This is a genomic window from Vibrio stylophorae, assembly GCF_921293875.1.
Taxonomy (GTDB): Bacteria; Pseudomonadota; Gammaproteobacteria; order Enterobacterales; family Vibrionaceae; genus Vibrio_A; species Vibrio_A stylophorae.
The window spans coordinates 2370436-2396464 of sequence record NZ_CAKLDI010000001.1 but is presented as its reverse complement, the minus strand read 5'-3'; the positions used below and the strand labels follow the sequence as shown (position 1 = coordinate 2396464).

Annotated in this window: 22 protein-coding genes; 15 read left to right on the top strand and 7 right to left on the bottom strand. The window is 49.0% G+C overall.

Annotated features, from left to right (window positions below; translation table 11 throughout):
• Positions 1 to 187: 187 nt before the first annotated feature.
• The 9 genes from L9P36_RS11120 (at position 188) to luxS (ending at position 10783) form a co-directional block, all read left to right on the top strand.
• A complete protein-coding gene (locus L9P36_RS11120; protein WP_290368709.1) occupies positions 188 to 427 on the top strand; it encodes an oxaloacetate decarboxylase subunit gamma in 240 nt (79 codons plus the stop codon).
• 35 nt (positions 428 to 462) lie between these two features.
• Entirely contained in the window at positions 463 to 2247 is a 1785-nt protein-coding gene (oadA, locus tag L9P36_RS11115; RefSeq protein WP_237466846.1) for a sodium-extruding oxaloacetate decarboxylase subunit alpha, read from the top strand.
• A gap of 8 nt (positions 2248 to 2255) precedes the next feature.
• Positions 2256 to 3554 (top strand): sodium ion-translocating decarboxylase subunit beta, encoded by a 1299-nt coding sequence (locus L9P36_RS11110; RefSeq protein ID WP_237466844.1) that lies wholly within the window; start codon positions 2256 to 2258, stop codon positions 3552 to 3554.
• Between the two features lie 133 nt (positions 3555 to 3687).
• Complete coding sequence (locus tag L9P36_RS11105) at positions 3688 to 4641, top strand: NADP-dependent oxidoreductase (RefSeq protein WP_237466842.1); 954 nt, start codon at positions 3688 to 3690, stop codon at positions 4639 to 4641.
• 20 nt (positions 4642 to 4661) lie between these two features.
• Positions 4662 to 5078: a YqaA family protein gene (locus L9P36_RS11100; protein WP_237466840.1), complete on the top strand. Its 417-nt coding sequence runs from the start codon at positions 4662 to 4664 to the stop codon at positions 5076 to 5078.
• A 13-nt stretch (positions 5079 to 5091) separates the two neighbouring features.
• A complete protein-coding gene (locus L9P36_RS11095; protein WP_237466838.1) occupies positions 5092 to 7929 on the top strand; it encodes a M16 family metallopeptidase in 2838 nt (945 codons plus the stop codon).
• Positions 7930 to 8068: 139 nt separating this feature from the next.
• Positions 8069 to 9646 carry a glutamate--cysteine ligase gene (gene gshA / locus L9P36_RS11090; RefSeq protein WP_237466835.1) on the top strand — a complete coding sequence of 526 codons (1578 nt, stop codon included), beginning with the start codon at positions 8069 to 8071 and terminating at the stop codon, positions 9644 to 9646.
• Complete coding sequence (locus L9P36_RS11085; protein ID WP_237467916.1) at positions 9646 to 10248, top strand: transglycosylase SLT domain-containing protein; 603 nt, start codon at positions 9646 to 9648, stop codon at positions 10246 to 10248. The genes gshA and L9P36_RS11085 overlap by 1 nt, the downstream gene beginning before the upstream one ends.
• A gap of 25 nt (positions 10249 to 10273) precedes the next feature.
• Entirely contained in the window at positions 10274 to 10783 is a 510-nt protein-coding gene (gene luxS / locus L9P36_RS11080; RefSeq protein ID WP_237466833.1) for an S-ribosylhomocysteine lyase, read from the top strand.
• A gap of 74 nt (positions 10784 to 10857) precedes the next feature.
• Here the strand turns inward: luxS and bamE are convergent, their stop codons facing one another.
• From bamE to nadK, 3 genes are all read right to left on the bottom strand, one after another.
• Positions 10858 to 11214: an outer membrane protein assembly factor BamE gene (bamE, locus tag L9P36_RS11075; protein ID WP_237466831.1), complete on the bottom strand. Its 357-nt coding sequence runs from the start codon at positions 11212 to 11214 to the stop codon at positions 10858 to 10860.
• A gap of 245 nt (positions 11215 to 11459) precedes the next feature.
• Complete coding sequence (recN, locus tag L9P36_RS11070; RefSeq protein WP_237466829.1) at positions 11460 to 13124, bottom strand: DNA repair protein RecN; 1665 nt, start codon at positions 13122 to 13124, stop codon at positions 11460 to 11462.
• Positions 13125 to 13282: 158 nt separating this feature from the next.
• Complete coding sequence (gene nadK / locus L9P36_RS11065) at positions 13283 to 14164, bottom strand: NAD(+) kinase (protein ID WP_237466827.1); 882 nt, start codon at positions 14162 to 14164, stop codon at positions 13283 to 13285.
• A gap of 230 nt (positions 14165 to 14394) precedes the next feature.
• Here nadK and grpE point away from each other — a divergent pair, with 230 nt between their 5' ends.
• The 3 genes from grpE to dnaJ all read left to right on the top strand — a co-directional run bounded on the left by grpE (position 14395) and on the right by dnaJ (position 18360).
• Positions 14395 to 15033: a nucleotide exchange factor GrpE gene (grpE, locus tag L9P36_RS11060; RefSeq protein ID WP_237466825.1), complete on the top strand. Its 639-nt coding sequence runs from the start codon at positions 14395 to 14397 to the stop codon at positions 15031 to 15033.
• A gap of 190 nt (positions 15034 to 15223) precedes the next feature.
• Positions 15224 to 17134, top strand: a complete 1911-nt coding sequence (gene dnaK / locus L9P36_RS11055; RefSeq protein WP_237466823.1) for a molecular chaperone DnaK — start codon at positions 15224 to 15226, stop codon at positions 17132 to 17134.
• 80 nt (positions 17135 to 17214) lie between these two features.
• Entirely contained in the window at positions 17215 to 18360 is a 1146-nt protein-coding gene (dnaJ, locus tag L9P36_RS11050; RefSeq protein ID WP_237466821.1) for a molecular chaperone DnaJ, read from the top strand.
• 131 nt (positions 18361 to 18491) lie between these two features.
• Here dnaJ and punC read toward each other — a convergent pair whose 3' ends face one another.
• Positions 18492 to 19688 (bottom strand): purine nucleoside transporter PunC, encoded by a 1197-nt coding sequence (punC, locus tag L9P36_RS11045; protein WP_237466819.1) that lies wholly within the window; start codon positions 19686 to 19688, stop codon positions 18492 to 18494.
• Positions 19689 to 19830: 142 nt separating this feature from the next.
• Here punC and punR point away from each other — a divergent pair, with 142 nt between their 5' ends.
• Positions 19831 to 20730 carry a DNA-binding transcriptional activator PunR gene (gene punR, locus L9P36_RS11040; protein WP_237466817.1) on the top strand — a complete coding sequence of 300 codons (900 nt, stop codon included), beginning with the start codon at positions 19831 to 19833 and terminating at the stop codon, positions 20728 to 20730.
• A 112-nt stretch (positions 20731 to 20842) separates the two neighbouring features.
• Here the strand turns inward: punR and L9P36_RS11035 are convergent, their stop codons facing one another.
• The 3 genes from L9P36_RS11035 to L9P36_RS11025 form a co-directional block, all read right to left on the bottom strand.
• Positions 20843 to 21715, bottom strand: coding sequence for a U32 family peptidase (locus tag L9P36_RS11035; RefSeq protein ID WP_237466815.1), 873 nt, complete (start codon positions 21713 to 21715; stop codon positions 20843 to 20845).
• An 11-nt stretch (positions 21716 to 21726) separates the two neighbouring features.
• Positions 21727 to 22734: a ubiquinone anaerobic biosynthesis protein UbiU gene (ubiU, locus tag L9P36_RS11030; protein ID WP_237466814.1), complete on the bottom strand. Its 1008-nt coding sequence runs from the start codon at positions 22732 to 22734 to the stop codon at positions 21727 to 21729.
• Positions 22735 to 22799: 65 nt separating this feature from the next.
• Positions 22800 to 24869, bottom strand: a complete 2070-nt coding sequence (locus L9P36_RS11025) for a putative bifunctional diguanylate cyclase/phosphodiesterase (protein WP_237466812.1) — start codon at positions 24867 to 24869, stop codon at positions 22800 to 22802.
• A gap of 176 nt (positions 24870 to 25045) precedes the next feature.
• Here L9P36_RS11025 and ubiT point away from each other — a divergent pair, with 176 nt between their 5' ends.
• Both ubiT and L9P36_RS11015 read left to right on the top strand, forming a co-directional pair.
• Entirely contained in the window at positions 25046 to 25558 is a 513-nt protein-coding gene (gene ubiT, locus L9P36_RS11020) for a ubiquinone anaerobic biosynthesis accessory factor UbiT (protein ID WP_237466811.1), read from the top strand.
• Complete coding sequence (locus L9P36_RS11015) at positions 25555 to 26010, top strand: GNAT family N-acetyltransferase (protein WP_237466801.1); 456 nt, start codon at positions 25555 to 25557, stop codon at positions 26008 to 26010. The genes ubiT and L9P36_RS11015 overlap by 4 nt, the downstream gene beginning before the upstream one ends.
• The last annotated feature ends 19 nt before the right edge of the window (positions 26011 to 26029 follow it).

Sequence of the window (26029 nt, the reverse complement as noted above, 5' to 3'; positions counted from 1 at the left end):
TGTATTTTGTTTCGTAACTGATTCGTTAACTGCATTTTGACTCGCTCGGGTTTGACTGCATAGGTGCTGCGTGATAATCGTTAGCGCCTGTCGCAGTTTGAAAGAAGGGAAGCTACAAATGACAGAGACCACAGTTGTGGTGGATGCCGTGACTATCGCGGCGTCACAAGGCGCAAACGGCCCAACGATCGATATCACCGCCGCACTGATTGATGCTGCTGCATTGATGGTGATCGGCATGGGATTTGTTTTCTTGTTTCTCAGCTTACTGATTGTCGTCATCAATATGATGGCGAAATGGGTTCCTGAGGAGCCGCAAGCTGAACAATCCTCATCTCCTCGCCCAACCGCACAAGGGGTTCGCCCCGAAGTTGTGGCAGCCATTAGCAGCGCTGTGCACCAATACCGTGCACGTGCAACCTCATAATTTTTTGGATTTGACTACTACAAGGAGTTGGCAGAATGTCCAAGGCTCTTGCGATTACTGACGTTGTATTACGTGACGCGCACCAGTCGCTCTTCGCGACTCGTATGCGTATTGAAGATATGCTTCCAATTGCTGAAGCGTTAGATCAAGTTGGCTACTGGTCACTTGAAACTTGGGGTGGGGCGACTTTTGACGCTTGTATTCGTTTTCTCGGCGAAGATCCATGGGAGCGTCTACGTACGCTGAAAAAAGCGATGCCAAATACCCCGATGCAAATGCTGCTTCGCGGTCAAAACCTATTGGGCTATCGCCACTACGCCGATGACGTGGTTGAAAAATTTGTTGAGCGTTCACATGCCAACGGTATGGATGTATTTCGAATTTTTGATGCGATGAACGATGTTCGCAACTTCCAGCGCGCAGTAAAAGCGGCTGTGGATGTTGGCGCGCACGCTCAGGGCACACTCTCTTATACCACCAGTAAATTCCATACCCTTGAAACTTGGACTGATCTCGCTAAGCGTCTTGAAGATTTGGGATGTCACTCGCTTTGTATTAAAGATATGTCAGGTTTGCTCAAGCCCTATGAAGCTGAAAATCTGATTCGTGCGATTAAGCAAAGCTGTGATGTGCCAATTGCGCTGCATTGCCATGCGACTACAGGCCTGTCGACTGCAACTGCGATTAAAGCTATTGAAGCGGGCGTGGATGTGCTGGATACCTCCATCTCTTCTATGAGCCAAACCTATGGCCACACGCCAACAGAAACTGTTGTTGCCATGCTAGAAGGGACCGATCGAGACACCGGCTTGAATCTCAATGCGCTTGAACCAATTGCTGCCTACTTTAAAGAAGTTCGTAAGAAGTATGCGAAATGGGAAGGGGCAATGAAGGGCGTGGACTCACGCATTTTGATCGCTCAGGTACCAGGCGGCATGCTAACCAATATGGAAGGCCAGCTTAAAGAGCAGGGCGCCGCGGATCGCATCGATGAAGTGCTCAATGAAATCCCACGTGTGCGTGAAGATTTGGGCTTCTTACCTTTGGTGACGCCAACATCGCAAATCGTGGGAACACAAGCGGTGATTAACGTGCTCACTGGTGAGCGCTATAAATCCATCACCAAAGAAACGGCAGGCGTGCTCAAAGGTGAATATGGCGCAACACCAGCACCAGTCAATGCTGAGCTGCAAGCGCGTGTATTAGATGGCGCTGAGGCGATCACTTGTCGTCCAGCTGATTTGCTTGAAAATGAGCTGCATACGTTAACTGACGATCTGCTGGCAAAAGCCAAAGATGAGAATATCAGCTTGGCTGAAGCGCAGGTGGATGATGTTTTAACCTATGCGCTATTCCCGCAAGTAGGTCTCAAATTCCTGAAAAACCGTGGCAATCCAGATGCCTTTGAACCTGCGCCAAGCGCTGAAGTTGCTGTGCCTGTGGTCGCTGCTGCACCAATGCAAGGCGGTGTAGAAAGCTACAGCGTTTGCGTCAACGGTGAAGTGTTTGATGTACAAGTGGGTCCTCAAGGACAAGTGGCTGCGGTAGCGCCTGCTGCTGCCTCAACGCAATCTGCGGCAGCTGCGGCACCTGTTGCAGGTGGCTCCGTGGAAGCCGTTCCTGCGCCTTTGGCAGGCAATATCTTTAAAGTGGTGGTTCAGCCGGGTCATCCTGTACAAGAAGGTGATGTGTTGTTGATCCTTGAAGCGATGAAGATGGAAACCGAAGTACGCGCTGCGCGCAGCGGCAAAGTACAGGACGTATTGGTGAAAGAGGGTGATTCGGTGAGCGTGGGTACGCCGCTGTTGAACCTAGCTTAGAGGACGACATGGACGGTTTATACACACTTTGGCAAAGCACAGGGATAGCTCATTTCCAGTGGCAACAAATGGTGATGATGGCTGTTGGCCTGACGTTGTTGTACTTAGCCATTCGCAAGGGCTTTGAGCCCTTGCTTCTTCTGCCTATTGGTTTTGGTGCGATCTTGGCCAACATTCCTGCCGTGGGTTTGGCCAACTCCGCCTTGGATAATGCGCTTTATGCCGCCGATCTCAATCTATTGAAAGAGTTCGCGCAAATTGTCGGTGTCACTGACATCAGCAAAGAAGCGGTTCAGCAAGCGATGAAGCTCGCCGATCCGACTCAGCTTGCCGCCGCGAAAGCTTTGGCTGCTGAGCATGGCTATGGTGCTGGCGTGCTTTACACCTTTTATACCGTGGCGGTGGCTTCGGGCGTGGCACCTTTGCTGATTTTTATGGGCGTGGGTGCAATGACCGACTTTGGCGCCTTGATTGCTAACCCGAAAATGTTGCTGCTTGGTGCAGCGGCGCAGTTTGGTATTTTCGCCACCCTGTTTGGTGCGATTTTGCTCAACTATATTCCGGGTATGGAATTTACCTTGGCCGATGCTTCGGCGATCGCGATTATCGGTGGTGCCGATGGTCCAACCGCGATCTTCTTGGCATCAAAGTTGGCCCCTGAACTACTGGGTGCGATTGCGGTAGCGGCATATAGCTATATGGCTTTGGTGCCAATTATTCAGCCGCCGATTATGAAAGCCCTAACAACCAAAGAAGAGCGTCAAATTAAGATGGACCAGCTTCGCGAAGTGAAAAAAACAGAGAAGATCCTGTTCCCACTTGCGGTGCTGGGTGCAACCATTTTATTTTTGCCAGAAGCCACACCATTGGTTGGGATGTTCTGCTTGGGTAACTTGATGCGCGAATCTGGCGTGGTGGAGCGTTTGTCGAAAACGGCACAAAACGAGCTGATCAACATAGTGACCATCTTCCTTGGTTTGTCCGTGGGCTCCAAGCTTCAGGCTGAGCAATTTTTGCAGCTTGAAACCCTTGGTATCTTAGTGCTGGGCGCAGTGGCCTTTAGTATCGGTACGGCATCAGGTGTGATTATGGCGAAGATTTTGGGCCGCTTTAGTCGCTCACCAATCAACCCATTGATTGGTGCGGCCGGTGTATCTGCGGTTCCAATGGCGGCGCGTGTGGTGAACAAGGTCGGTCTTGAGGCAAATTCACAGAACTTCCTGTTGATGCATGCCATGGGGCCAAACGTTGCAGGCGTATTGGGCTCAGCAGTGGCGGCGGGTGTGCTGTTGGCATTGGTGGGTTAACCCGATTTTGCCGCAGCGATAGACCGAAACATCGCACAAAATTTCAATGTAAATGGGCAAGCGCACAGCTTGCCCATTTTTTTGTCGGTAAAGTGCGGTAAAGTGTTGGCAAAACCATCAGCAAGGATTTGTGATGCCTCAAAATATTGCGCTGCAGTTAACTCAATTTGGCCCTCCAGAATCTCTGACACTTGCCCATGCAGAGCTACCGCCTTTGGCTGCGCATCAGGTGCTGGTGAAAGTGGAGTATGCGGGCATTAATCCCGTAGATGCGAAAACGCGTGCAGGTCTTGGCTGGGCGGCGCAGCGTTATGGCGATCAGCTGCCATGGACGCCTGGCTTTGATATAGCAGGCGAAATTGTTGAACTAGGTACTAAGGTTCAAGGTCTATCTGTGGGCCAGCGCGTTGCTGGACTGGTGATGACTGGTGGTGGTTATAGTCAATATGTGGCGGTAGATGCCGCTTTGCTTTGCGCTGTGCCGAATCATGTGTCGAGCCAAAAAGCGGCAGGCTTGCCGCTGGCTGGTTTGACTGCCTGGCAAGCGCTGGCCAAAGCCAATATTCGCCCGGGTGAACGCGTTTTAATATTAGCTGGCGCGGGTGGCGTGGGGCATTTAGCTATTCAGCTGGCCAACTCGATGCAAGCGCAGGTTATAGCGAGTTGCTCAAGTGACAATGTGGATTTTGTCAAAGAGCTCGGTGCGATAGCGCTAGATTATCGACAAGCACCGCTAGCTGAGCAATGTGAGTCGGTGGATGTCATTATCGATTTAATCGGTGGCGAAGTTGGCCTAGCGGCGCTGCAATGTGGCCACAGCAATTGCCGTGTCGTGACGCTGCCCACAGTGACCGCGCAGCAAGTGATTGAAGCCGCTGAGCGCTTAGCCATGCAAGCACAGGGATTGCTAGTTGAAGCGGAGCCAAAAGCTTTACATGAGATGCTCAATCGCGTTGAGGCAGGGCATTTAAAAGTGGAAATTAGCCATATTTATCCGCTCTATCGCGGCGCTGATGCGCATCGAGCCATTGAAAGCGGTCATACGCGTGGCAAGATGTTGTTCGATCTGGATAATGTCACGCCATAATAGATCATTGGATAGTTTGTGTGAGTTCTGAATTTTGGCTGCAAGCTTGGAGCTTGATGGCCAGCAGTTTTGTCAGTGCGACGCTTTTCCCTGGCGGCTCTGAAGCGTTATTGCTTTGGTTGGTTAAAACGTCTCCTGCACCTTGGTTGTTGGTTGTTTTAGCAAGTTTGGCTAATACCTTGGGTGGTGTGGTCAACTACGCGATTGGCCGCTGGCTACCACAAAAAATGTCGCCCAGTAAAAAACAAAAAAAAGCATTGGATTACCTGCAGCGCTACGGCACTGGTGTGTTGTTATTGAGTTGGTTGCCGATTATTGGCGATCTTTTGTGTGTGGCTGCAGGATGGTTTCGCTGCCGGTTATGGCCTTCAGTGGCCTTTATGTTGATAGGTAAAAGTACGCGCTATGCACTGATTGCATGGTTCGTATTGCATTAAAAGGAGTGTGTGCGTGAAGCATTGGTTGATTTCTATCGGGGTTGCACTGGCATTAAGCGGGTGCAGTTTGATTGCGCCAAATCCACCTTTACCTCAGGGCGTGACTTTGATTGAGTCGGTCCAAGAAAACCCGGACTCTCTTGCCATTGGTTACCAAAAATATCGTTTGAGCAATGGCTTGACTGTGATCTTAATGGAGGATCACTCCGATCCATTGGTGCATGTGGATGTCACTTATCACGTTGGCTCTGCGCGCGAAGTCGAAGGTAAATCGGGCTTTGCTCATTTCTTCGAGCATATGATGTTTCAAGGCTCTGCGCATGTTGGCGATCAGCAGCACTTTAAGATCATCACCGAAGCCGGTGGCACGCTCAATGGCACCACCAATCGCGATCGCACCAACTACTACGAAACAGTGCCAGCCAATCAGCTTGAAAAAGTGCTGTGGCTAGAGTCCGATCGCATGGGCTTTTTACTTGAGGCGGTGTCGCAGCGCAAATTTGAAGTGCAGCGTTCAACGGTGAAAAATGAGCGCGCGCAAAGCTATGAAAACCGTCCTTATGGCTTGCTATTTGAACGTCTGGGTGAGGCGATGTATCCACGTCAGCATCCCTATTCTTGGCAAACCATTGGCTATGTCGACGATTTGAATCGCGTGGATGTGAACGATCTGAAAGCCTTCTTTATGCGTTGGTATGGTCCTAACAATGCGGTATTGACCATTGGTGGGGATATCGATCCCGCGCAAACCTTGGCTTGGGTTGAAAAATATTTTGGTGAAATTCCAGCCGGTCCTGCGGTTGAGCGCGCGGACAAGTGGCCAGTGACCTTAGATCAAACCCGTTATATCACCCTTGAAGATCGTATTATTCAGCCGATGGTGGTACTGAGCTGGCCAACTAGCTACATGGGTAGCCAAGACGATGCATCTCTATCCATGATGGCTGATCTACTCAGTGGCGGTGTGAGCAGTTACCTATACCAAAACATGGTGATGACCAACGAAGCCTTAGATGTCGGCGCTTTCTCTGATTGTGCTGAGCTGTCTTGTAACTTTGTGGTGTATGCCATGGGTGATGGCCAAGCAAATCATGACTTAGCTGTGATCGAGAAAAAATTGATGCAGCATCTCAGTGATTTTGCTGCGCAAGATATTGCGCAAAAAGATCTGAAGCGCATTCAGGGTAGCAACCAAGCCGCAGCGATCTTTGGCTTGCAAAGTGTGCACGGTAAAGTCGCGCAGTTGGCTGCAGGTGAAACCTTCTTTGCTGATCCCAACCATTTTGTTCAAGATTTGAAGGCGGCTAATGCCGTCACCGCGAATGATGTCAAAGCGGTATATCGCAAATACCTTGAGAATAAAGCGCATGTGGTACTTAGCATTGTGCCGCAGGGCAAAACGCAGTGGGCCGTAGCACCGCAAAATTACTGGCCTGAAAAGCGTGATTTAAGCGCAGATAAACAGCATAGCGCGCTTAACTATCAGCCAATTCAAAGTCACTTCGATCGCACTGTGATGCCAAGTGCGACTCAAGCCGTGGCGGTGAAAGTCCCTGAACTATGGCAGCAAAATCTGACCAATGGCGTGCAAGTGGTGGGGAGTTATAGCACCGAGACACCAACAATTCAGCTGCAGCTAAATATTCCAGCTGGTCGTCGTTATCAAAGCACTGCACAGGCAGGTATTGCTGAGCTGACCGCGGCGATGATGAATGAGTCGAGCCAAAGCCGCAGTACCGATGACATTCATGCTGAGCTTGCGACTTTAGGCAGTAGCGTATCCTTTAACGTGAATACCTACTACACCACAGTGGCGATTTCATCGCTGACCAAAAATCTCGATCGCACCCTTGCCATTGTGTATGAAAGCTTAGCGACCCCGGGTTTTCGAGCGGAAGATTTTGCGCGGGTGAAAAAGCAAGCCCTAGAAGGCGCAACCTATGAGCAGCAGCGTCCGGGCTGGCTGGCAGATCAAGCCAGTAAAGAAGTGCTCTACGGACAGTCTATTTTCCGCTATCCAAGTAGTGGTACGTTGCAAACATTGCAAGCGCTGACCTTGGAAGATGTTCAGGCGTTTTATCGCAGCCATTATCGTCCGCAGGGGGCCAATATTGTGGTGGTTGGCGATCTCAATCAACAAGCGATGATGAGTAAGCTCGCCGCACTCAATGGCTGGCAAGGCGATAGCGTGGCGATGGCGCCTCTGGCGCCAATGCCAAGTTATAAACACTCACAGATTTGGCTGGTGGATAAACCGGGTGCACCGCAAAGTGTGATTCGCTTTGTGCGTCGTGGTTTGCCTTTTGAGGCTTTGGGTGAGGGCTATGATATTTCGCTCAGTAACTTTAACTTAGCGGGTAATTTCAATAGTCGTATTAACCAAAATTTGCGTGAAGATAAAGGCTACACCTATGGCGCTTGGGGCTATAGCTATGGCGGCCAAGAGGTCGGGGTGATTAGCTTTGGTGCAGATGTGCGCGCTGATGCAACCGCTGATACCATTGCTGAAATTCGCAAAGAGATGAGTCAATACGCAGCGCATGGTTTGACCGATGATGAGGTCGCCTTTATGCGCTTGGCGCGAGGTCAGCAAGAAGCGCTGAAATATGAAACGCCAGCGGATAAAGCCAAATTACTGCAACTGCTGCTTGAGTTTGATCTGCAAACTGCGGATATCGCCGCGCGTAATGCGCGAGTACAAAATATCAGCAAAGCTGAACTCAACGCGATTGCGGCCAAGTGGTTTAGCCCCTCTGACTATCAGATCATTGTGGTTGCCGACCGACAAAAATGGGAAGCCAAATTGAAAGCGCTAGGTTTGCCAGTTCGTATTTTACAGGTTGAAAAGTAAGCCAAACTGACGTTTTCAAAGCCACGGAATCAATTGCGCAACAATCCATTTTGCGGTTGCTAACAATTGATTAACCGTGGCTATTCACGCCGATAGAGATTATGCTAACGCCATTGTTTGCATTTTTTCGGATTCACTTTTGAGCACTTTTTCTCAGCGGCTAAATCGATTAGCTGCCCAGCCTCAATTGCTTTGTCAGATTGGCCGTGGCGTCGAGCGTGAAGCTTTGCGTCTGACCGAACGGGGAGAGCTGTCTCAGTTACCGCATGGGCAAACCTTGGGATCAGCCCTGACCCACAAATGGATCACCACAGATTTTGCTGAGCCACTTTTAGAGATGATCACGCCGGTGAGCCACTCTGTGGATACGCTTTTAGAGCAGTTGCGCGATATTCATCATTTCACCGTCAATGAGATTGGCGATGAACACCTGTGGCCAATGTCGATGCCTTGTTTTGTGGGACATCAAGATGATATTCAGTTGGCTGATTATGGCAGCTCACACGTGGGGCAAATGAAGCACCTGTATCGTCAAGGCTTGAAAAATCGCTATGGCAGCTTGATGCAAATTATTGCAGGGGTGCATTTTAATTTTTCTTTGCCGACTGATTTTTGGCCCATTGTATTTCCACAAGCGTCAGCGGATGAAGATATTACCTCTGAGGGTTATTTTGCACTGATCCGTAATTACTACCGCTTTGGTTGGTTGATTCCCTATCTTTTTGGCTCATCACCTGCGTTGTGCCAATCTTTTGTCAAAGACAAAGCCAGTACTTTGCCTTTTGAAAAAGCAGGCGAAGGCACCTTGTATTTGCCCTATGCCACAGCGCTGCGCCTCAGTGATTTGGGTTACACCAACAGCGAGCAAAGCGATCTGGCCATTAGTTTTAACAGCTTAAATGCTTATCTTGATGGGGTGCGCCGTGCCATTCATCTGCCTTCTGATAAGTTTGCGGAAATTGGCGTTAAAGTGGATGGTGAATATCGCCAGCTAAACACCAATATTCTGCAGATTGAAAATGAACTCTATGCGCCGATTCGTCCAAAACGCGTCGCAAAAAGTGGTGAAAAACCATCGGATGCGCTAGCGCGTGGTGGGGTGGAATATATCGAAGTGCGCGCTTTGGATGTGAATCCATTTAGCGCAGTTGGCCTCACTCGTCAGCAAGTGTACTTCCTTGATCTGTTCCTCACTTGGTGTGGATTGACTGAATCTGAGCCCATGAGTCAGTGCGAGCAGCAGTGCTGGCACAAAAACTGGCAAGAGATTATTTTGCGTGGCCGTCAGCCTGATTTGATGTTGACCATTGGCTGTCAAGGCGAGCAATTGACCCAGCGTGTTTGGGGCGAGCGTGTATTTGCTGAGCTTCGCCAAATTGCTGAACTCTTTGATCAGGTCAATGGTGGTCAGCATTATCAGCAAACCTGTGATGAATTGGCATCTTGGTTGGTTGATCCAAGTAAGACTTTATCTGCACGTATCCTTGAGCAGATTCAGCAAGATCAGTGTGTGATTGGCTTGGGTAAAAAATTGGCAAAATCCCATACTGAATCTTTGCAGCAGGGCGAATATCGTCAAATTAGTGAAGCGCAATTTCGTCAAGAAGCGCAGGATTCATTGGCACGCCAAGCTGAGATGGAAGCCACCGACCAAGGTTCCTTGGATGCGTATTTGGCGAACTACTTCCATTATCTCAAGGAGTCGCAACACTCGTGATGCAATGGATGAAGGGACTCGCTGTCAGTGCCGCCATGCTGCTGGTTGGCTGTGCCAATGCCCCGCCACAGCAGCCGGATAATATTTGCAGTATCTTTCGCCAATATCCAGATTGGTATGAAGGGGCTGTTGACATGAATGAAGCCTATGGCACGCCGATTCAAGTGGCCATGGCCTTTGTTCGTCAAGAAAGTGCCTATGTGCACGATGCCAGACCACCGCGTAAGTGGTTCCTGTTTATTCCGCTTGGACGGCCAAGCTCAGCCTACGGCTATGCACAGGCGCAGGATCCCGCATGGTCTGATTTTCAGAAAGCCACGGATTATGGTGGCTCTCGTACTGATTTTGCCGATGCGATGATGTTTATCGGTTGGTATACTTCAGAAACAAATCGCTTGCTCGGCATCTCGAAGTGGGATGCCTACCGACAATACCTTGCCTATCATGAAGGGCGAGGTGGTTATCAGCGTGGAACTTACCGCAATAAGCCACAGGTACAGCAAGTGGCTAGAAAAGTTCAAAAGCAAGCAGAGACGTACGGTTGGCAGTTAAAGCAGTGCCGTGCTGAGCTTGAAGACAATCGAAGCTGGTGGCCGTTTTAGGTCACCCCCAAGTAGAGGTTTGCTCATGCCACTTTTAGATAGTTTTACCGTTGATCATAAACGTATGCAGGCGCCTGCAGTGCGTGTGGCAAAGACCATGACCACACCCAAAGGCGACACCATTACTGTTTTTGATTTGCGTTTTTGTCGCCCAAACCAAGATATTTTGAGTGAAAAAGGGATTCACACCCTAGAGCACTTATATGCTGGTTTTATGCGTGATCACTTGAATGGTGATGCCGTTGAGATCATTGATATATCACCAATGGGCTGCCGTACAGGTTTCTATATGAGCCTGATTGGTACACCTTCAGAGCAGCAAGTTGCCGATGCATGGCAAGCCGCAATGAACGATGTACTGGCAGTGCCAAATCAAGACCAAATTCCTGAGCTTAACGCTTACCAGTGTGGCACCTTTGTGATGCACTCATTGGAAGAGGCGAAAGCCATTGCGCAAGCCGTTTTGGCTTCAGGGATTGGGGTGAATAAGAATGATGAGTTGGCGTTGCCACAGGAAATTCTAGACACCCTATAAGCGTGATTATCAAATTTTCACGTGAATAAAAAACGCAGCCTTTCGCTGCGTTTTTTTATGGGTATTGATTGGTTTTACTGAAGTGGGGTAAAGAAGTTAGGCCCTGGCGTAAAGTCACCTTTAAAGCCGACCAAGCGCTGATTTTTATCAAAATCGATAATCAAGGTTTTTTGCGTGACTTCCCCAGTGCCTTTTTCAATATGCTGCACGAAGTACCAGGTGTCGGGCGTGCTTGGTTCGACGATCATCGGGGAGCCCATCACGTATGCGACTTGTTCTTTGGTCATGCCGAAACGCAGCAGATCGACAGCGCTCTGCTCGATATAGTTACCTTGGTCGATATCAATGCGGTATACCAATTTTTCGGCAATGGTGCCGCAGCCACTGAGAAGCAGGGCAAAGATAAGGGCAACAGTGGTTTTCAATCGCATAACTACTCAGTTCAATCCTATCCGTAAGAGGCGCATAGTATACAAGTTCGCGCGATGTTGTAAAAAGGAGCATCAGGAAACGTGCGTTAAGCCTGATAAAGCATTGCTATATCTTGCAGTTAGAGCACCTATTTGGGCAAGAGTTCCCGACGCATTTGGTTGATGAATTGATTTTGAGTATAGAAAAAGCCCAGCGGCTTGCTGGGCTTTCTTAAATTGGGCATCTGCCTATAACCATGCGCTCATTAAGCGGCAATGAGAAGCTCGCGGGCATTGGCCAGTGTGGACTCGGTGATCTTACTGCCCCCCAGTAAGCGAGCGAGTTCTTTAATACGCTGCTGCTGATTGAGTGGGCTCATGCTAGTTTCTGTGCTTTGACCTTCACTGCGCTTGGCGACAAACATTTGCTGATGGCCGGCGCCAGCCACTTGTGGCAAGTGCGTGACACATAGAACCTGCGTTGAATCACCAAGCTTACGTAGCATCTTACCCACGACGGCGGCAGTTGGACCGCTGATCCCCACATCCACCTCATCAAAAATCAAACTTGGGGTATCGATTTTCTGTGCGGTGATCACCTGAATTGCTAATGAGATACGAGAAAGCTCACCACCAGAGGCCACTTTGACTAGCGCTTGTAGCGGTTGGCCTGGGTTAGTGGAAACCAAGAAATTGATCTTATCCATGCCATTGCTCTTGGCGTGGCTAATGTCGGTCTCAAAATCAATTTTGAATTGACCTTTTTCCATACTTAACTGATGCATGCTCTTGCTGATTTTATCATTGAGCGTATTGGCAAATTTCTGGCGGCTATCGCTCAACGCCATGGCGGCATCATGATACTGTGCCACGGCTTCTTGGCAGGCCGCTTCCAACGCTTCAATGCGCTCATCACCACCGCTAATACTCTCAAGTTCAGCCAGTAGCTGTTGGTGCTGCGCGTAGAGTTGTGCTGGCTCAACTTGATGCTTTTTGGCTAGACGATGGATCTGTCCAAGACGCTCTTCGATATAATCGAAACGCGCCGGATCGATCTCGATATCATCTTGATAACGGCACAGCTCTTGGCTGGTTTCACTAAGCAAAATGGCTGCTTCATGCAGCATGGTTAATTGCGGTTGTAAACGCTCATCTAGTTCGCTTAGCTGCTCAAGTGCTTTAATTGCGGCATTGAGTGTTTGCTGGCAATGACCCTCTTCAGCTTCGCTCAGCGCCGCTAGCGCAGCTTGGCAATGCTCGCTGAGTTGGCCACTGTTAGCGAGTATTTGATGCTCAGCTTCAAGCTCTGCGTACTCTTGCTCAGCTAAGGCAAACTCATTGAGCTCGGCCACTTGGTATTCGAGCAATTGACGCTGCGATTCATATTCCGCTTGGTTGTTGATGGCATCTTGCCAAACTTTGCGTTGTTGCTGCCAATGGCGATATTGGCTTTGGCAGTTGAGTAATAGGCGGTGGTGGCCTGCATAGTGATCTAGCATCGCCAATTGTGATTCGGGTTTGGTCAGCAGTTGGTGTGCATGCTGGCCATGAATATTGATTAGGGTATGGCCGAGGGCTTTGAGTTGCGCTGCAGGTACGGGGTTGCCATTGATATAAGCGCGTGAACGACCCTCTTTGGTGATCACGCGGCGCATAATGCATTCATCGCCAGACTCTAAATCATTTTGATCGAGCCATTGTTTGGCGGCTGGGTTTTTCTCAATACGAAAACAAGCGCTCACTTCCGCTTTTTCTTCACCAGGGCGAACCATACTGGCCTCTGCTCGCTCACCTAAGCAAAGGCTTAAGGCATCGATGGCGATGGATTTACCGGCACCCGTTTCACCGGTAATGGTGGTCATCCCTGGTTTGAGGTCAAGCTCAAGGGATTTCACAATGGCAAAGTTTGAAATCGTTAATTGAACCAACATGAATGCATATCCTGTTTAAACAAACACACTGTTTGAATGAACAGTATAAACTGTAATTTTATACAGTAAATGGCTGTATGCAGATTTTATGTGTGGATCGCAAAAATGCCTGCACAAATGTACAGGCATTTCATTCAATTTTTGTATCTTCAGCCCATTTAAAACAACTTGCTGGACCAGCCCAGCTTACGTCGCAGGGTGTGATAGTAGTTATAATCCTTAGGGTGTAGCAGCTTAAGGCGGTGCTCACTTTGGAATATTTCGACGGTATCACCAGGTGCGACGGGTAGGGTCACTTGCCCATCACAACTGATTTCAAGGCGATCGCGGTTGTTCGGTGAAACCGTTAAGCGAATGCGCTGTTTGGCATCGACCACCAATGGGCGGCAGGATAGGGTATGTGGAAACATCGGTACCAAAGTGATGGCATCAAGTTTGGGGCCTAAAATTGGGCCGCCGCCGGAGAGTGAATAGGCGGTTGAGCCAGTTGGCGTCGCAATAATCAAACCATCGGAGCGCTGAGAGAAAGCAAATTGGTCATCGATGCTGACCTCAAACTCAATCATATGCGCAATTTTACCCGGATGAAGAACCACTTCGTTGAGCGCGGCATTGTGGCTTTTCATTTGCTGATGGCGATGCACTTCCGCTTCTAATAAAAAGCGATGCTCGGTGGTGAACTCGCCAGTCAACATCGCGCCAAGGGTTTGCTCAAACTCATCTGGATCGACATCGGTCAAAAAGCCAAGGTTGCCTCGATTGACACCAATCACCGCGATATCACAGCGGGAAAGCACCCGCGCAGCGCCAAGCATATTGCCATCACCTCCGACAACAATGGCAAGATCAGCCCGATTGCCAAGCTCAACGAGGCCGGTAAATTCAGCGTCTAGATTGGGCAAAACATCGCGTAGACGTGAATCGATGAGCACCTGATAATTTTGCGCGATCAGCCAATGATAAATGGCAACGTGGGTCGCACAGGCTTGCTCATCGCGGGGTTTGCCAATTAAAGCGATGGTTGAAAAAAGTTGGGACATGTTGCCATCCTTCGCGTTAGGGTCAGGCGTCCACCACATGCTAGGAAAATCAGATGCTTTTGGTGGATCTTGGCCAGTATAACGTTGTCATCACACAATTGTCGCCTATTGTCATCGCGCACCGCTTGAATCATTTAGATTGATCCCCATAATAAGCTTCAACTGTGATTAAAATTTAATTGGCCTGTGATGTTACAGCCAATCAGACCCATGAATTGTTCGGAGTAACCATGAGCACTGAAGATAAAAAAGACCAACACGACGACACCCAAATGGATGCCCAAACCGCAGACGTTGAAGTCATCGCCGAGGAATTCGATGCTGATGATGCACAAGCCGATGTAATCGAAGAGCTTGCTGCATTACATGCGCAAGTTGCGGAGCTTGAAGCGCAACTTGCTGCCAGCGAAGCGAAGGTATTAGAACAAAAAGACAGCGTGCTACGCGCTGCGGCAGAAGTTGAAAACATGCGTCGTCGAACGGAACAAGAGATCGACAAGGCGCGTAAATTTGCGTTGGAGCGTTTTGCCGGTGAGTTGTTGCCAGTGATCGACAACATGGAGCGCGCAGTAGAGATGGCAGACAAAGAAAATGATGCCATCAAGCCAATGATTGAAGGCGTTGAATTGACGCTAAAAACCATGGTTTCTGCAATCAGCAAGCATGGTCTACAGCCGATTGATCCGCATGGTGAAGCCTTTAACCCTGAGCAGCATCAAGCGATGTCGATTCAAGAGAGCAGCGAATTTGCGCCTAACACTGTGATGTTGGTGATGCAAAAAGGTTATGCCTTGAATGATCGCGTGATTCGCCCTGCGATGGTAATGGTCTCTAAGGCGCCAGAAGGCAATATCAACGTCGAAGCATAATGTTGTTTGTCCACTGATTGAAAAAAAACTCGTCTTTTGACGAGTTTTTTTTGTTTTGACCCTTGAAAAGGATTTTTGCGCCCTTATTTAAAAGCCATAAGCAAGGTGAAGCAATATAACGGCTCACCACTCAGATGAAATGACGCTCGCGGTGCGAGCGATTATGTAAAGCATATTTGGAGATAACCTGATGGGTAAAATCATTGGTATTGACTTGGGTACAACCAACTCTTGTGTTGCGGTACTAGACGGCGATAAAGCCCGTGTGATTGAGAACGCGGAAGGCGATCGCACTACGCCTTCGGTAATTGCATATACCGACGGTGAGACCCTGGTTGGTCAGCCTGCTAAACGTCAAGCTGTTACTAATCCACAAAACACCCTATTTGCAATCAAGCGTTTGATCGGTCGTCGTTTTGAAGATGAAGAAGTTCAGCGCGATATCAAAATCATGCCATTCAACATTGTAAAAGCTGACAATGGCGATGCATGGGTAGAAGCAAAAGGCCAGAAAATGGCTGCGCCACAAGTTTCTGCTGAAGTTTTGAAAAAAATGAAGAAAACTGCAGAAGAGTTCCTTGGTGAAGAGGTAACTGGTGCAGTAATCACTGTTCCTGCGTACTTTAACGACGCACAACGTCAAGCAACTAAAGATGCGGGTCGTATCGCAGGTCTAGAAGTAAAACGTATCATCAACGAACCAACTGCTGCTGCATTGGCATACGGCATGGACAAGAAAGGCGGCGATCGCACTATCGCTGTGTATGACTTGGGTGGTGGTACATTCGATATCTCAATCATCGAAATCGATGAAGTTGATGGCGAGAAAACCTTTGAAGTATTGGCAACCAACGGTGATACCCACCTTGGTGGTGAAGACTTTGATAACCGTCTAATCAACTACTTGGTAGACGAGTTCCAAAAAGAGCAAGGCATCGACCTACGTAACGATCCACTTGCAATGCAGCGTCTAAAAGAAGCAGCAGAAAAAGCGAAGATCGAGCTATCTTCAGCGCAACAAACTGATGTGAACCTACCTTATGTGACTGCAGACGCAACTGGTCCTAAGCACATGAACATCAAAGTAACGCGCTCTAAACTTGAATCTTTGGTTGAAGATTTGGTGCAACGTTCACTTGAGCCACTTCGTGTTGCTTTGGCTGATGCTGAGCTATCTATTAGCGACATCAACGACGTGATCCTTGTTGGTGGTCAAACTCGTATGCCTATGGTGCAAGCCAAAGTAACTGAGTTCTTCGGTAAAGAGCCACGTAAAGACGTGAACCCTGACGAAGCAGTTGCAATGGGCGCAGCCGTTCAAGGCGGTGTACTTGCTGGTGAAGTGAAAGACGTTCTTCTTCTTGATGTAACCCCACTGTCTCTTGGTATCGAAACCATGGGCGGCGTGATGACCAAGTTGATTGAAAAGAACACCACGATCCCAACAAAAGCGAGCCAAGTGTTCTCAACTGCTGAAGACAACCAAAGCGCGGTAACCATTCACGTGCTTCAAGGTGAGCGTAAGCAAGCGTCTTACAACAAGTCTTTGGGTCAGTTCAACCTTGAAGGTATTCAAGCTGCTGCACGTGGTATGCCACAAATCGAAGTGACTTTTGACCTTGATGCGGACGGTATTTTGCACGTATCAGCAAAAGACAAGAACACAGGTAAAGAGCAGAAGATCACCATTCAAGCCTCTGGCGGCCTAAGCGATGCAGACATCGAGAAGATGGTGCAAGAAGCAGAAGCGAACAAAGAAGCTGATAAGAAATTTGAAGAGCTAGTTACTGCTCGCAACCAAGCGGACCAAATGGTTCACGCAACTCGCAAACAAATCGAAGAAGCTGGCGATGCACTGGGTGCAGACGACAAAGCGCAAATCGAAACTGCGATCAGCGAGCTAGAAACTGCGTCTAAAGGCGAAGACAAAGAAGCAATCGATGCGAAAGTACAAGCGCTGATTGCTGCGTCTCAAAAGCTAATGGAAATTGCGCAACAGCAAGCACAAGCACAGCAAGCGCAAGCAGACAACGGTCAAAGCAACCAAGACGATGACGTTGTTGACGCTGAGTTTGAAGAAGTGAAAGACGACAAAAAATAATCGTCAATCATCCTTGTGATATTCACGGGCGTTTGGGAACTCTCATACGCCCGTCCTTGCATTAGAGGCAGACAGGTTTTATGTCAAAACGCGATTATTATGAAGTGCTAGGCGTCGGCCGCGATGCCTCTGAGCGCGATATTAAGAAAGCATATAAGCGATTGGCGATGAAATTCCATCCCGATCGTAACCATGATGCGGATGCGCCAGAGAAGTTTAAAGAAGTAAAAGAAGCCTACGAAATTCTGACCGATCCACAGAAAAAAGCAGCCTATGACCAATATGGCCATGCCGCTTTTGAACAAGGCCATGGCGGCTTTGGTGGCGGTGGTTTCGGCGGCGGTGGCGCTGATTTTGGTGATATCTTCGGTGATGTGTTTGGCGATATTTTCGGTGGCGGTCGTCGCGGCGGTGGTCAACCTCGCGCCCAACGCGGTGCTGATTTGCGCTACAACATGGAGCTAAGCCTCGAAGAAGCAGTTGCAGGTTGCAGCAAAGAGATTGAAGTACCAACCCTTGTGGGTTGTGAAACCTGTGGTGGTTCTGGTGCTAAGAAAGGCACCTCAGCATCAACCTGTGGTACCTGTCATGGCACAGGTCAAGTACAGATGCGCCAAGGTTTCTTTGCGGTGCAACAAACCTGTCCAAGCTGTCATGGTCGCGGTAAAACCATTAGCGATCCTTGTGGTGATTGTCATGGCAATGGCCGAGTGCAAAAGACCAAGACGCTTTCTGTGAAAATCCCAGCCGGTGTGGATACAGGCGATCGTATTCGTTTGACCGGAGAAGGTGAAGCAGGCGAGAACGGCGCACCAGCAGGTGATTTGTATGTTCAAGTGAGTGTGCGTCAGCACCCAATCTTTGAGCGTGACCAGAACAACCTTTATTGCGAAGTGCCAATTAGTTTCACCATGGCGGCACTTGGCGGTGAAGTGGAAGTGCCAACCCTGAATGGTCGTGTGGCACTGAAAGTACCAAAAGAGACCCAAACCGGTCGCATGTTCCGCATGCGCGGCAAAGGTGTGAAATCGGTTCGTGGCGGCGCTGTCGGCGACTTGATCTGTAAGCTGGTGGTTGAAACTCCAGTGAACTTGAGCGAGCGTCAGCGTGAGTTGTTGTCTGAGCTTGAAGAGTCACTTGGTGGCAGTTCAGCGAAAAAACACAAACCGAAATCAGAAGGTTTCTTTGATGGCGTGAAAAAGTTCTTTGATGATCTAACGCGTTAATCAAACACTGATTTACAGCCAATAAAAATCCCTCGCTTGCGAGGGATTTTTTTATCTGGGCTTTAGAGATCAGCCTTTTGAACTTAGCTTTTCGAATATTGCGTTTTAGCTATGTTCTTTTAGTGAAGCGATTAAAGCTTATCACTCGCCACTTGATTTAGCGGTGCAGCGTTTTGCGCTGGGCGCTTGGCAAGGAAGTAACCGCACCAAAGGGTGACAAAACAAACTGCAATTACAATCCCCGTCACGCTTAGGGCTTGGCTGGCAAAACGGGCAACAATGGCGCTTGCTAAGCTACAAAGACAGATTTGTAGGCTGTTTTGTAAACCAGCAGCCATGGCTGGGCTCTCTTTGGCTTGCGATAGAGCGCGGTTAACCACGATTGGATAAACAGCGCCGTTTGCCACAGCAATCAAACAAAATGGCGAAAGCAGTGGCCAAATTTGGCTAATACCAGATTGCGACGCAGCCAGAATGGTGAGTGCTGATAAGCTAAAGAGCGAGAGCATCAAACGTAGCACAATCCCTTCACCAAAGCGCTGTACAGCCCACTTACCGCCGTAGCCACCCACGATAAAGGCGATGGTTTGCGGAATAAAGCTGCTAGCGATGTCATCTGGGCTATAACCCATTTTGGCCATGATCTCTGGCATGCCAGTGAGATAAGCAAAGAATGCCGCAGAAGCACTGGCAAAGATCATCACATTGCCCAAATAAGCGCGGTTGCTGACTAGATTTTTCATGGCGCGTGCAAGTGGTTCAGGGTTGCTCTGACGTGCACTATGTGGCTGCTTGAGGGTTGCCAAAGCAAGCAGTACACCAATGACGGTGAGCGCCATAAAGATACTTGGCCAGCCAAAGTGGTTGGCAAGCTGCACACCAAGTTGCGGTGCAAGGGCTGGTGAGAGCGCAACAAGCGGCATGATGGTGGCAAAAATTTGTTGGCTGACTTTGCTTTCATAGCGATCAATCACCATGGCTTGCCAGATGACCGTTGGCGCACAGACGCCAATGGCCTGCACAAAGCGCAGCGCCAGTAATTGCCAAACACTTTGACTAAATGCCAGGCCCAGTGATGCGATGGTAAAGATCACAAGGCCAGCAAATAGCATGCGTGCATGGCCAAAGCGATCACTCAAGATCCCCCAAACAATTTGTCCCATGGCCAAACCGGCAAGGAAAATTGAAAGCGACAGGGCAATGGCCTCAGGGCCAGTTGCAAAACTTTGTTCCATCGCTTTAAAGGCTGGAAGGTACATGTCTGTAGCGATGAAACCAAGCATCGACAGCAGTGCGAGATAAAGTAGGGTCAATGGAGATACTTTCATAACATCATCACCAATCAAAATAATTCATTGTTCTATTGTTTTTTGAGCCAGATTAAATCAGGCATTGCTATTGTATTGCTTTCAATATTTGTCAGTGGCGCTAAAATTTGTAGTTATCAATCAAATTTTTTGAAAGGTGTGTATGTTCTCTGTGCAATCTTTAGAGCTGGTCGATATGGTGGCGCGCTTAGGAAGCTTTAGTGCAGCGGCGCAGGCATTGAATAAAGTGCCATCGGCAGTGAGCTACAACATTCGCCAGATTGAGCAGCAGCTGGATGTGGTACTGTTTCGCCGTTTGCCACGGCATGTGGAGTTAACGCCTGCCGGTGAACTTTTTGTTCAAGAAGCGCGAGGTCTATTACGGCAAATGGCTGAGATCCGCAGTCAAACGCAACGCATGGCCCAGGGCTGGCAAGATAAGGTCTGTTTGACGCTAGATAATGTGGTCAAACTCGAGCGGTTAAAACAGTTAATCGATGACTTTTATCGCACCTTTCCCTTTGCCGAGTTGCAGATCAATATGGAAGTCTTTAATGGCACTTGGGAAGCCTTGGCTCAGCAGCGCGCTGATATTGTGATTGGCGCCACCGCAGCGATACCGGTAAGCGGTGATTATGGCGTGGTGGATATGGGCGAGCTCAACTGGACCTTTGTGCTGGCCGCTGATCATCCGCTGGCGGAAATGGACGTACTCACAGAAAGTGATGTCAGCCAATATTCTGCAATTTGTTTGGATGATACCTCACGTGAATTACCCAAACGTCATACTTGGCACTATCCGCAGCAGCGCCGATTACTTTTGCCCAATTGGTTTAGTGCGATTCACTGTTTGCGCCAAGGCGTCGGGGTAGGGTATATGCCAAGTCATATCGCGGCACCTTTGCTCGCCAGTGGTGAGTTGGTGGCTCGGCAATTACCTGAGAGTTTGCCACCCAGTCGTTGCTGTATGGCTTGGCGACAAGCGCCGAACAACAAATTGGTGCAGTGGTTGGTGAGTTATCTCGGTAATTCAGCGCAGCTTTATCAAGACTGGCTGGCCTAATGGATGACGCCGTACAGCTTTTTGAGCTTTGGGAACCCCATGACTCAAAAGCTATATTGAGTCATGGGGACGGCATCATGGTATGACAGGCGCTGGGTTGTCACTGACCACTTTACATTTGATGAAAGCCAGCGCCGCCATGCCAGTAACCATTACATTCATGCGACTGTAGCAGCTGAATTGAAGGCTGAGTAATTTGCTGTTTAAACTGCTCAATCAATGCAAAGGCATGTTCACCTTCAGGGCTAATACGCAATACATTAACTTGATCGCGCATACTTGCCACTTCATTGATCAGGTTATAGCAATCACCGGACTGTGTTTGAATACCATTGAGGGTAAACACTGTCTGTCCATCTTGACTGTTCACCTTAAGCCCCTGCGGGTAATCGATGCAGCAGGTTTTACAATCATCCTTGGGGCGATCCAAGGCGCGAGCGGTAAAGCAGCGCGCTGAATAGGCCAGTGGCAGATGGCCATGGGCAAACACTTCAACCTCAAATTGATCGCGAATACCAAGCGCATCACATTGCACCAGTAGATTATCGAGCCACTGTTTGGATAGCTCCACGGGCATACACCAGCGCGTCATTCCTTGGCTGAGAAAGAGTTTTAGCACTTCGGCGTTATAGCAGTTAATCGCAGGGCCAACGATGAAAGGAATACCCGCTTCATGCGCCATTTGAATCGCGCCCACATCATTGGCTTCAATGGCAAACTGACCATTATCCACCAATTGCTGCATGATCTTGAGCTCGCTCGGTGCTTCAAGGAGCGCCATGGTGCTGAGTACTACTTGTTTGCCCGCCTCATTGAGCTGCTTTGCCAAGGTGAGCCAATCATTGACGCGCATCTCGCGGCGTTTGCTACAAACACTTTCACCTAAATAGATGATGTCCGCTTGGCTATCAGCGGCTTGCTCGTAAAATTCAAAAACTTTGGTTTTAGACCAGTAATAAAGCAATGGTCCAAGCGCAATTTGCATAACGAAAAATCCTATTGCCAATGACGATGATAGGCGCCCAGCGTGGTTTGCTGGCCTTCTGAAACTTTATCCAGTGACTGGTTCCAACTTGGATCTACATGATAAAGCTCAGGCGCTTGTTGATAGCGGTCGATGGCGCTGCGCCAAACGCGGGTCACTTGCTCGACATAGGCCGGACTGCGCTGGCGGCCTTCAATTTTGACCGAGCTGACATTGGCAGCAAATAGTTCAGGTAATAGTGCTAGGGTATTGAGGCTGGTTGGCTCTTCCAGCGCATGGTAGCGCTGCTGTTGGCCATTCATCTCAATATCAAAGCGGCCCTTACACAGGGTTGGATAACCCGCGTTCTCACCCGCTTGGTAGCGATCAATCAGTACTTCATTAAGGCGAGACTCAAGGCCATTGGCGGTTTCTTGCCAGCGCACATATTTTGCGGGTGAGCAGGCACCCACGGTATTTGGCGACTCACCGGTCAGATAAGAGGACAGATAACAGCGGCCTTCCGCCATAATGCACAGGCTGCCAAAGGCAAAGACTTCCAGTTCTACATCGGTGGCGCGAGAAAGCTGTTTGACCTGCTGAATGGAGAGCACGCGCGGTAGCACCACACGTTTGATATTAAAATTTTGCTGATAGAAGCGAATCGCCGCCGCATTGGTGGCTGATGCTTGCACTGAAAGGTGGATTTCCATATCAGGATAACGCGTGGCGGCATATTGCAGCACCGCGATATCGCTGATAATCAAAGCATCGACACCACTGGCAACAGCCAAGTCGACAGCTTGTGTCCAGCGCTGGTAACCATCGGGGTGCGCAAAGGTGTTCAGCGCAACGTGAATGTTCTTTCCTTTGTCTTTGACGTACTCAACCGCCTTGTCGAGTTTTTTGCCGCTAAAGTTCAGACCGGCAAAGTGGCGCGCATTGGTGTCATCTTTAAAGCCGATATAAACCGCATCGGCACCATTATCAATGGTTGTTTTTAATGCAGGTAAACTCCCCGCAGGACAAAGCAACTCCATAAACCCAAAGGTCCTTGTGCTGACAATTTACAAAGCCAGCATTGTAACCATGGGACCCTTTGAATTTATTGATGTGATACAGGGTTTAGGGTTTTTGTTTTGGTTTGTTTACTGTTCTTTAACAAAAGTGCTTCAAATTCATGTTGTGCAATGGGTTTATAAAAGTGGAATCCTTGAATACAGTCGCAATTTAAATTGGACAGCAGGGTCGCTTGCTCGCGCGTTTCCACCCCTTCGGCCACCACGTTCATACTCAGCGCTTTGCCTAAATTGATGATGTTTTCCACCAAGGTGATCTGTTTTGGCGTGTCATCCAGCGCGCAGATAAAGGCGCGGTCAATTTTCAACTCATCAAGCGGGAAACGGGCCAAATAGGACAGTGAAGAGTAACCCGTACCAAAGTCATCAATGGACAGCGCAAAGCCTTGCTTTTTGATGTGATCAAGCATTTGTAGTGCGTGCTCACTATCACTCATCACTGCGTTTTCAGTAAGCTCAAAGGTAATGTTGCGCGGGTTAACACCGGACTCTTGCTGCAAGCGTTTGACGTAGCTCATTAGCTGCGGATTACGAAACTGTTGCGGTGATAAGTTAATGGCAATGCGCCCCGGAAGGATGCCCAGTTGGGTCCAACGTTTGACCGCTTTAAACACTTCACGCATCACAAAGCGGCCCACAGCTTCAATTAAACCGGAGCGCTCGGCCACGGGAATAAATTGTCCTGGACTAATAAAGCCCTCAACCGGGTGATGCCAACGAACCAAAGCTTCAGCGCCATTGATCGAATAATCACGCGCACTGACCTTGGCTTGGAAGAAAACTTGCAAACGTGAGTGCAGCAGCGCGCGTTGCAATTCAATCTCAAGCCAAAGTTGTTTACGCGCTTCTTTGTTCATCAGTTCATCAAAAATGACATGACGATTACGCCCTTGGCTTTTGGCCTCATGCATGGCGGTATCGGCGTTTTGTAGCAAAATACGCGCGCTCGCCCCATCTTTGGGATAACTCACCACGCCAATAGAGCAGGCGAGGTTTTTACGAAAATGCTGTAGGTCAAAAGGACGTTTCACTAAGGTGATGATCTGCTCAACGATGCCTAAGGCTTCTTGTTCGGGCACGATATTACAAGGCAGTAAAATGGCATATTCATCACTCCCCAAGTGACCAATGACCACTTCAGGTGACAGCAGACGCTGCAGACGATGGGCGATCTCTTTGAGCACGCGATCGCCAATATGATGGCCGAGCGAGTCATTGATATTTTTAAAGTTATCAATGTCGAGGTAGAGCATGGTCAGCGCTTGTTGCTGATTCACCATGCGATCCAATTGGCTCATAAAACCATGGCGATTGAGCAGGCTCGTTAAGGGGTCAACCGTCGCCATTTCCACGGGTTGGTGAGCCACTGCGACCGATTGTGGTAGCGGGCTGAGCAGTGCCAGAGTGGCAGGGCTACCCATGGAGGTGGTTGGCGATAGCGACAGTGTTAGGGTTTGTGGCTCATGGCGGCGACGGGTGGTGCACTCAATGGCTGATGGGCTATTGATCAGGTTATCGAGATTTTCCAGCGGGCGCTCCGAATGGCGCTCTGATAAAAAATGCCCTAAAGACTCGGTGATTAAATCGTGACGATGTGGCACGCCGAGTAACTGAGCGGCGCGATCATTGGCTGAGATCACCACATCGCCATCGAGCAAACAAACGCCTTCTTGAATCAGCTGGCTGAGCAAGCCAAATTTAGCTTCTGCATCAGTCACTGAGTGATTCAGCACCAAGCGCTCAGACGTATCTGCGGCATGAATGACCACGGCTTGCACATCTCCCTGCTCATTGAGCATTGGCGAGAGACTAAAATGCAGCGCGGTATCACCCAATCCATCATTGAGCACCACTTCATCTTCAATCACCTCTCCATCAAAGGCGCGCTGATAAAATGGTGAAAAACAGGCGTAGAACTGATCGCCTAAAACGTCGCGGTCGGTTTGGCCAATAATAGCTTCTCGTGCCAATCCACAGAGTTCGCAGAAACGGTCGTTAACCATCAAATAACGGTGCTGGGTATCTAAAACAGCAAAAATGAAAGGGCTATGCTCAGTGAGCGTTGGAAACCATTGGTGCAGCGCATTGATTGGCATGGCCGGTCCTACTGTGGGCGAGTTATTGATGGAAAACATAATATAACGCGGGTGTTAAAAATAATCTTGAGTTGTATCGGCAGGAAGTTACATTTTTTGACTCAAAGCATGAAATGATTGAAGCGAATTGAGTCATAATGCGCAAAAAACTGTCATTGATATCGAGAGGAGCCTTTGTGTTTAAACAACTTCACGCCGCTTGCGTGGCTAAAGCGCCGCAATTTCTTCGTCATCCTGCGAAACTGATGCCATTTCGAGCCAAGCAACAGCTGTTATTGCCACTGCTCAATCGCCTCTTTGCAGAAGCCATTGAAGAGGGCGATCTCGATTTTCTTAGCGATCGCTGGCTCAAACTCGAAGTGACCGATTTGGATGTGGTGCATTATATCAGCTTTGTTGACAATGCATTGGTGATGGCTGAGCAGGTTCCGCAATTTGATGTCAGCTTTAGTGCCAACACCAATGATCTCATTTTGGTGGCTGGTCGTAAGGAAGATCCGGATACACTGTTTTTTCAGCGTCGATTAAGAATTGAAGGTGATACTGAATTAGGACTTGAGCTGAAAAATCTGATGGATAACATCGATTGGCAAGCGATGCCAAGTTATATGAGTTGGCCACTAGTAAAACTCTCTGGCTTTGTCGAGCAAGGTATGGCTCATCAACAATCAAAGGCAATGGCATTATGATGCTCATTCGTACTGAAGCGCCGGTTGATCAACTACATATCGACAGCTTAATCGCTGAATATGCGGGTCAATCGCAGCAGCAGATGTTTCATCAGTTGCGAGAATCTGGCGAGCTCGCGCTAAGTGTGGTGCTGGTGGATGATGACGGCGAACTGCACGGCCATGTCGCAGCGCTTTCTGTGTGGTGTGAAGATTTTCCACGCGCTGTTTTGGTGTCTTTAGTCGCGGAAAGCATTGAACAGCAAAGTGCATTGTGTATTGAGCTTGCGGAAATGCTGATGGAGCTTGGCTATGGCGCCTTGTGTGCTCGTCATCAAGATGGTCAATACTACCAATGGCAAGATCAGCAGTGGCAATTGATGCAGGCTGATTTTGAGGTCTCCGAGCAGGGGATGGATGCATTGGCGCACTTCCAGTTGCCAACTTTGGTCAAAATGGAGAAGAGCAGCTAGGCTTGGGGTGACCACCCAA

Excerpts from the sequence above, each read along its gene's own strand:
- L9P36_RS11085 (WP_237467916.1), top strand. The coding sequence starts at position 9,646 with ATGCAATGGATGAAGGGACTCGCTGTCAGTGCCGCCATGCTGCTGGTT.
- nadK (WP_237466827.1), bottom strand. The coding sequence starts at position 14,164 with ATGTCCCAACTTTTTTCAACCATCGCTTTAATTGGCAAACCCCGCGAT.
- recN (WP_237466829.1), bottom strand. The coding sequence starts at position 13,124 with ATGTTGGTTCAATTAACGATTTCAAACTTTGCCATTGTGAAATCCCTT.
- oadA (WP_237466846.1), top strand. The coding sequence starts at position 463 with ATGTCCAAGGCTCTTGCGATTACTGACGTTGTATTACGTGACGCGCAC.
- L9P36_RS11105 (WP_237466842.1), top strand. The coding sequence starts at position 3,688 with ATGCCTCAAAATATTGCGCTGCAGTTAACTCAATTTGGCCCTCCAGAA.
- ubiU (WP_237466814.1), bottom strand. The coding sequence starts at position 22,734 with ATGGAGTTGCTTTGTCCTGCGGGGAGTTTACCTGCATTAAAAACAACC.
- punR (WP_237466817.1), top strand. The coding sequence starts at position 19,831 with ATGTTCTCTGTGCAATCTTTAGAGCTGGTCGATATGGTGGCGCGCTTA.
- dnaK (WP_237466823.1), top strand. The coding sequence starts at position 15,224 with ATGGGTAAAATCATTGGTATTGACTTGGGTACAACCAACTCTTGTGTT.
- L9P36_RS11025 (WP_237466812.1), bottom strand. The coding sequence starts at position 24,869 with ATGCCAATCAATGCGCTGCACCAATGGTTTCCAACGCTCACTGAGCAT.
- L9P36_RS11015 (WP_237466801.1), top strand. The coding sequence starts at position 25,555 with ATGATGCTCATTCGTACTGAAGCGCCGGTTGATCAACTACATATCGAC.
- punC (WP_237466819.1), bottom strand. The coding sequence starts at position 19,688 with ATGAAAGTATCTCCATTGACCCTACTTTATCTCGCACTGCTGTCGATG.
- dnaJ (WP_237466821.1), top strand. The coding sequence starts at position 17,215 with ATGTCAAAACGCGATTATTATGAAGTGCTAGGCGTCGGCCGCGATGCC.
- L9P36_RS11035 (WP_237466815.1), bottom strand. The coding sequence starts at position 21,715 with ATGCAAATTGCGCTTGGACCATTGCTTTATTACTGGTCTAAAACCAAA.
- luxS (WP_237466833.1), top strand. The coding sequence starts at position 10,274 with ATGCCACTTTTAGATAGTTTTACCGTTGATCATAAACGTATGCAGGCG.
- bamE (WP_237466831.1), bottom strand. The coding sequence starts at position 11,214 with ATGCGATTGAAAACCACTGTTGCCCTTATCTTTGCCCTGCTTCTCAGT.
- grpE (WP_237466825.1), top strand. The coding sequence starts at position 14,395 with ATGAGCACTGAAGATAAAAAAGACCAACACGACGACACCCAAATGGAT.
- L9P36_RS11110 (WP_237466844.1), top strand. The coding sequence starts at position 2,256 with ATGGACGGTTTATACACACTTTGGCAAAGCACAGGGATAGCTCATTTC.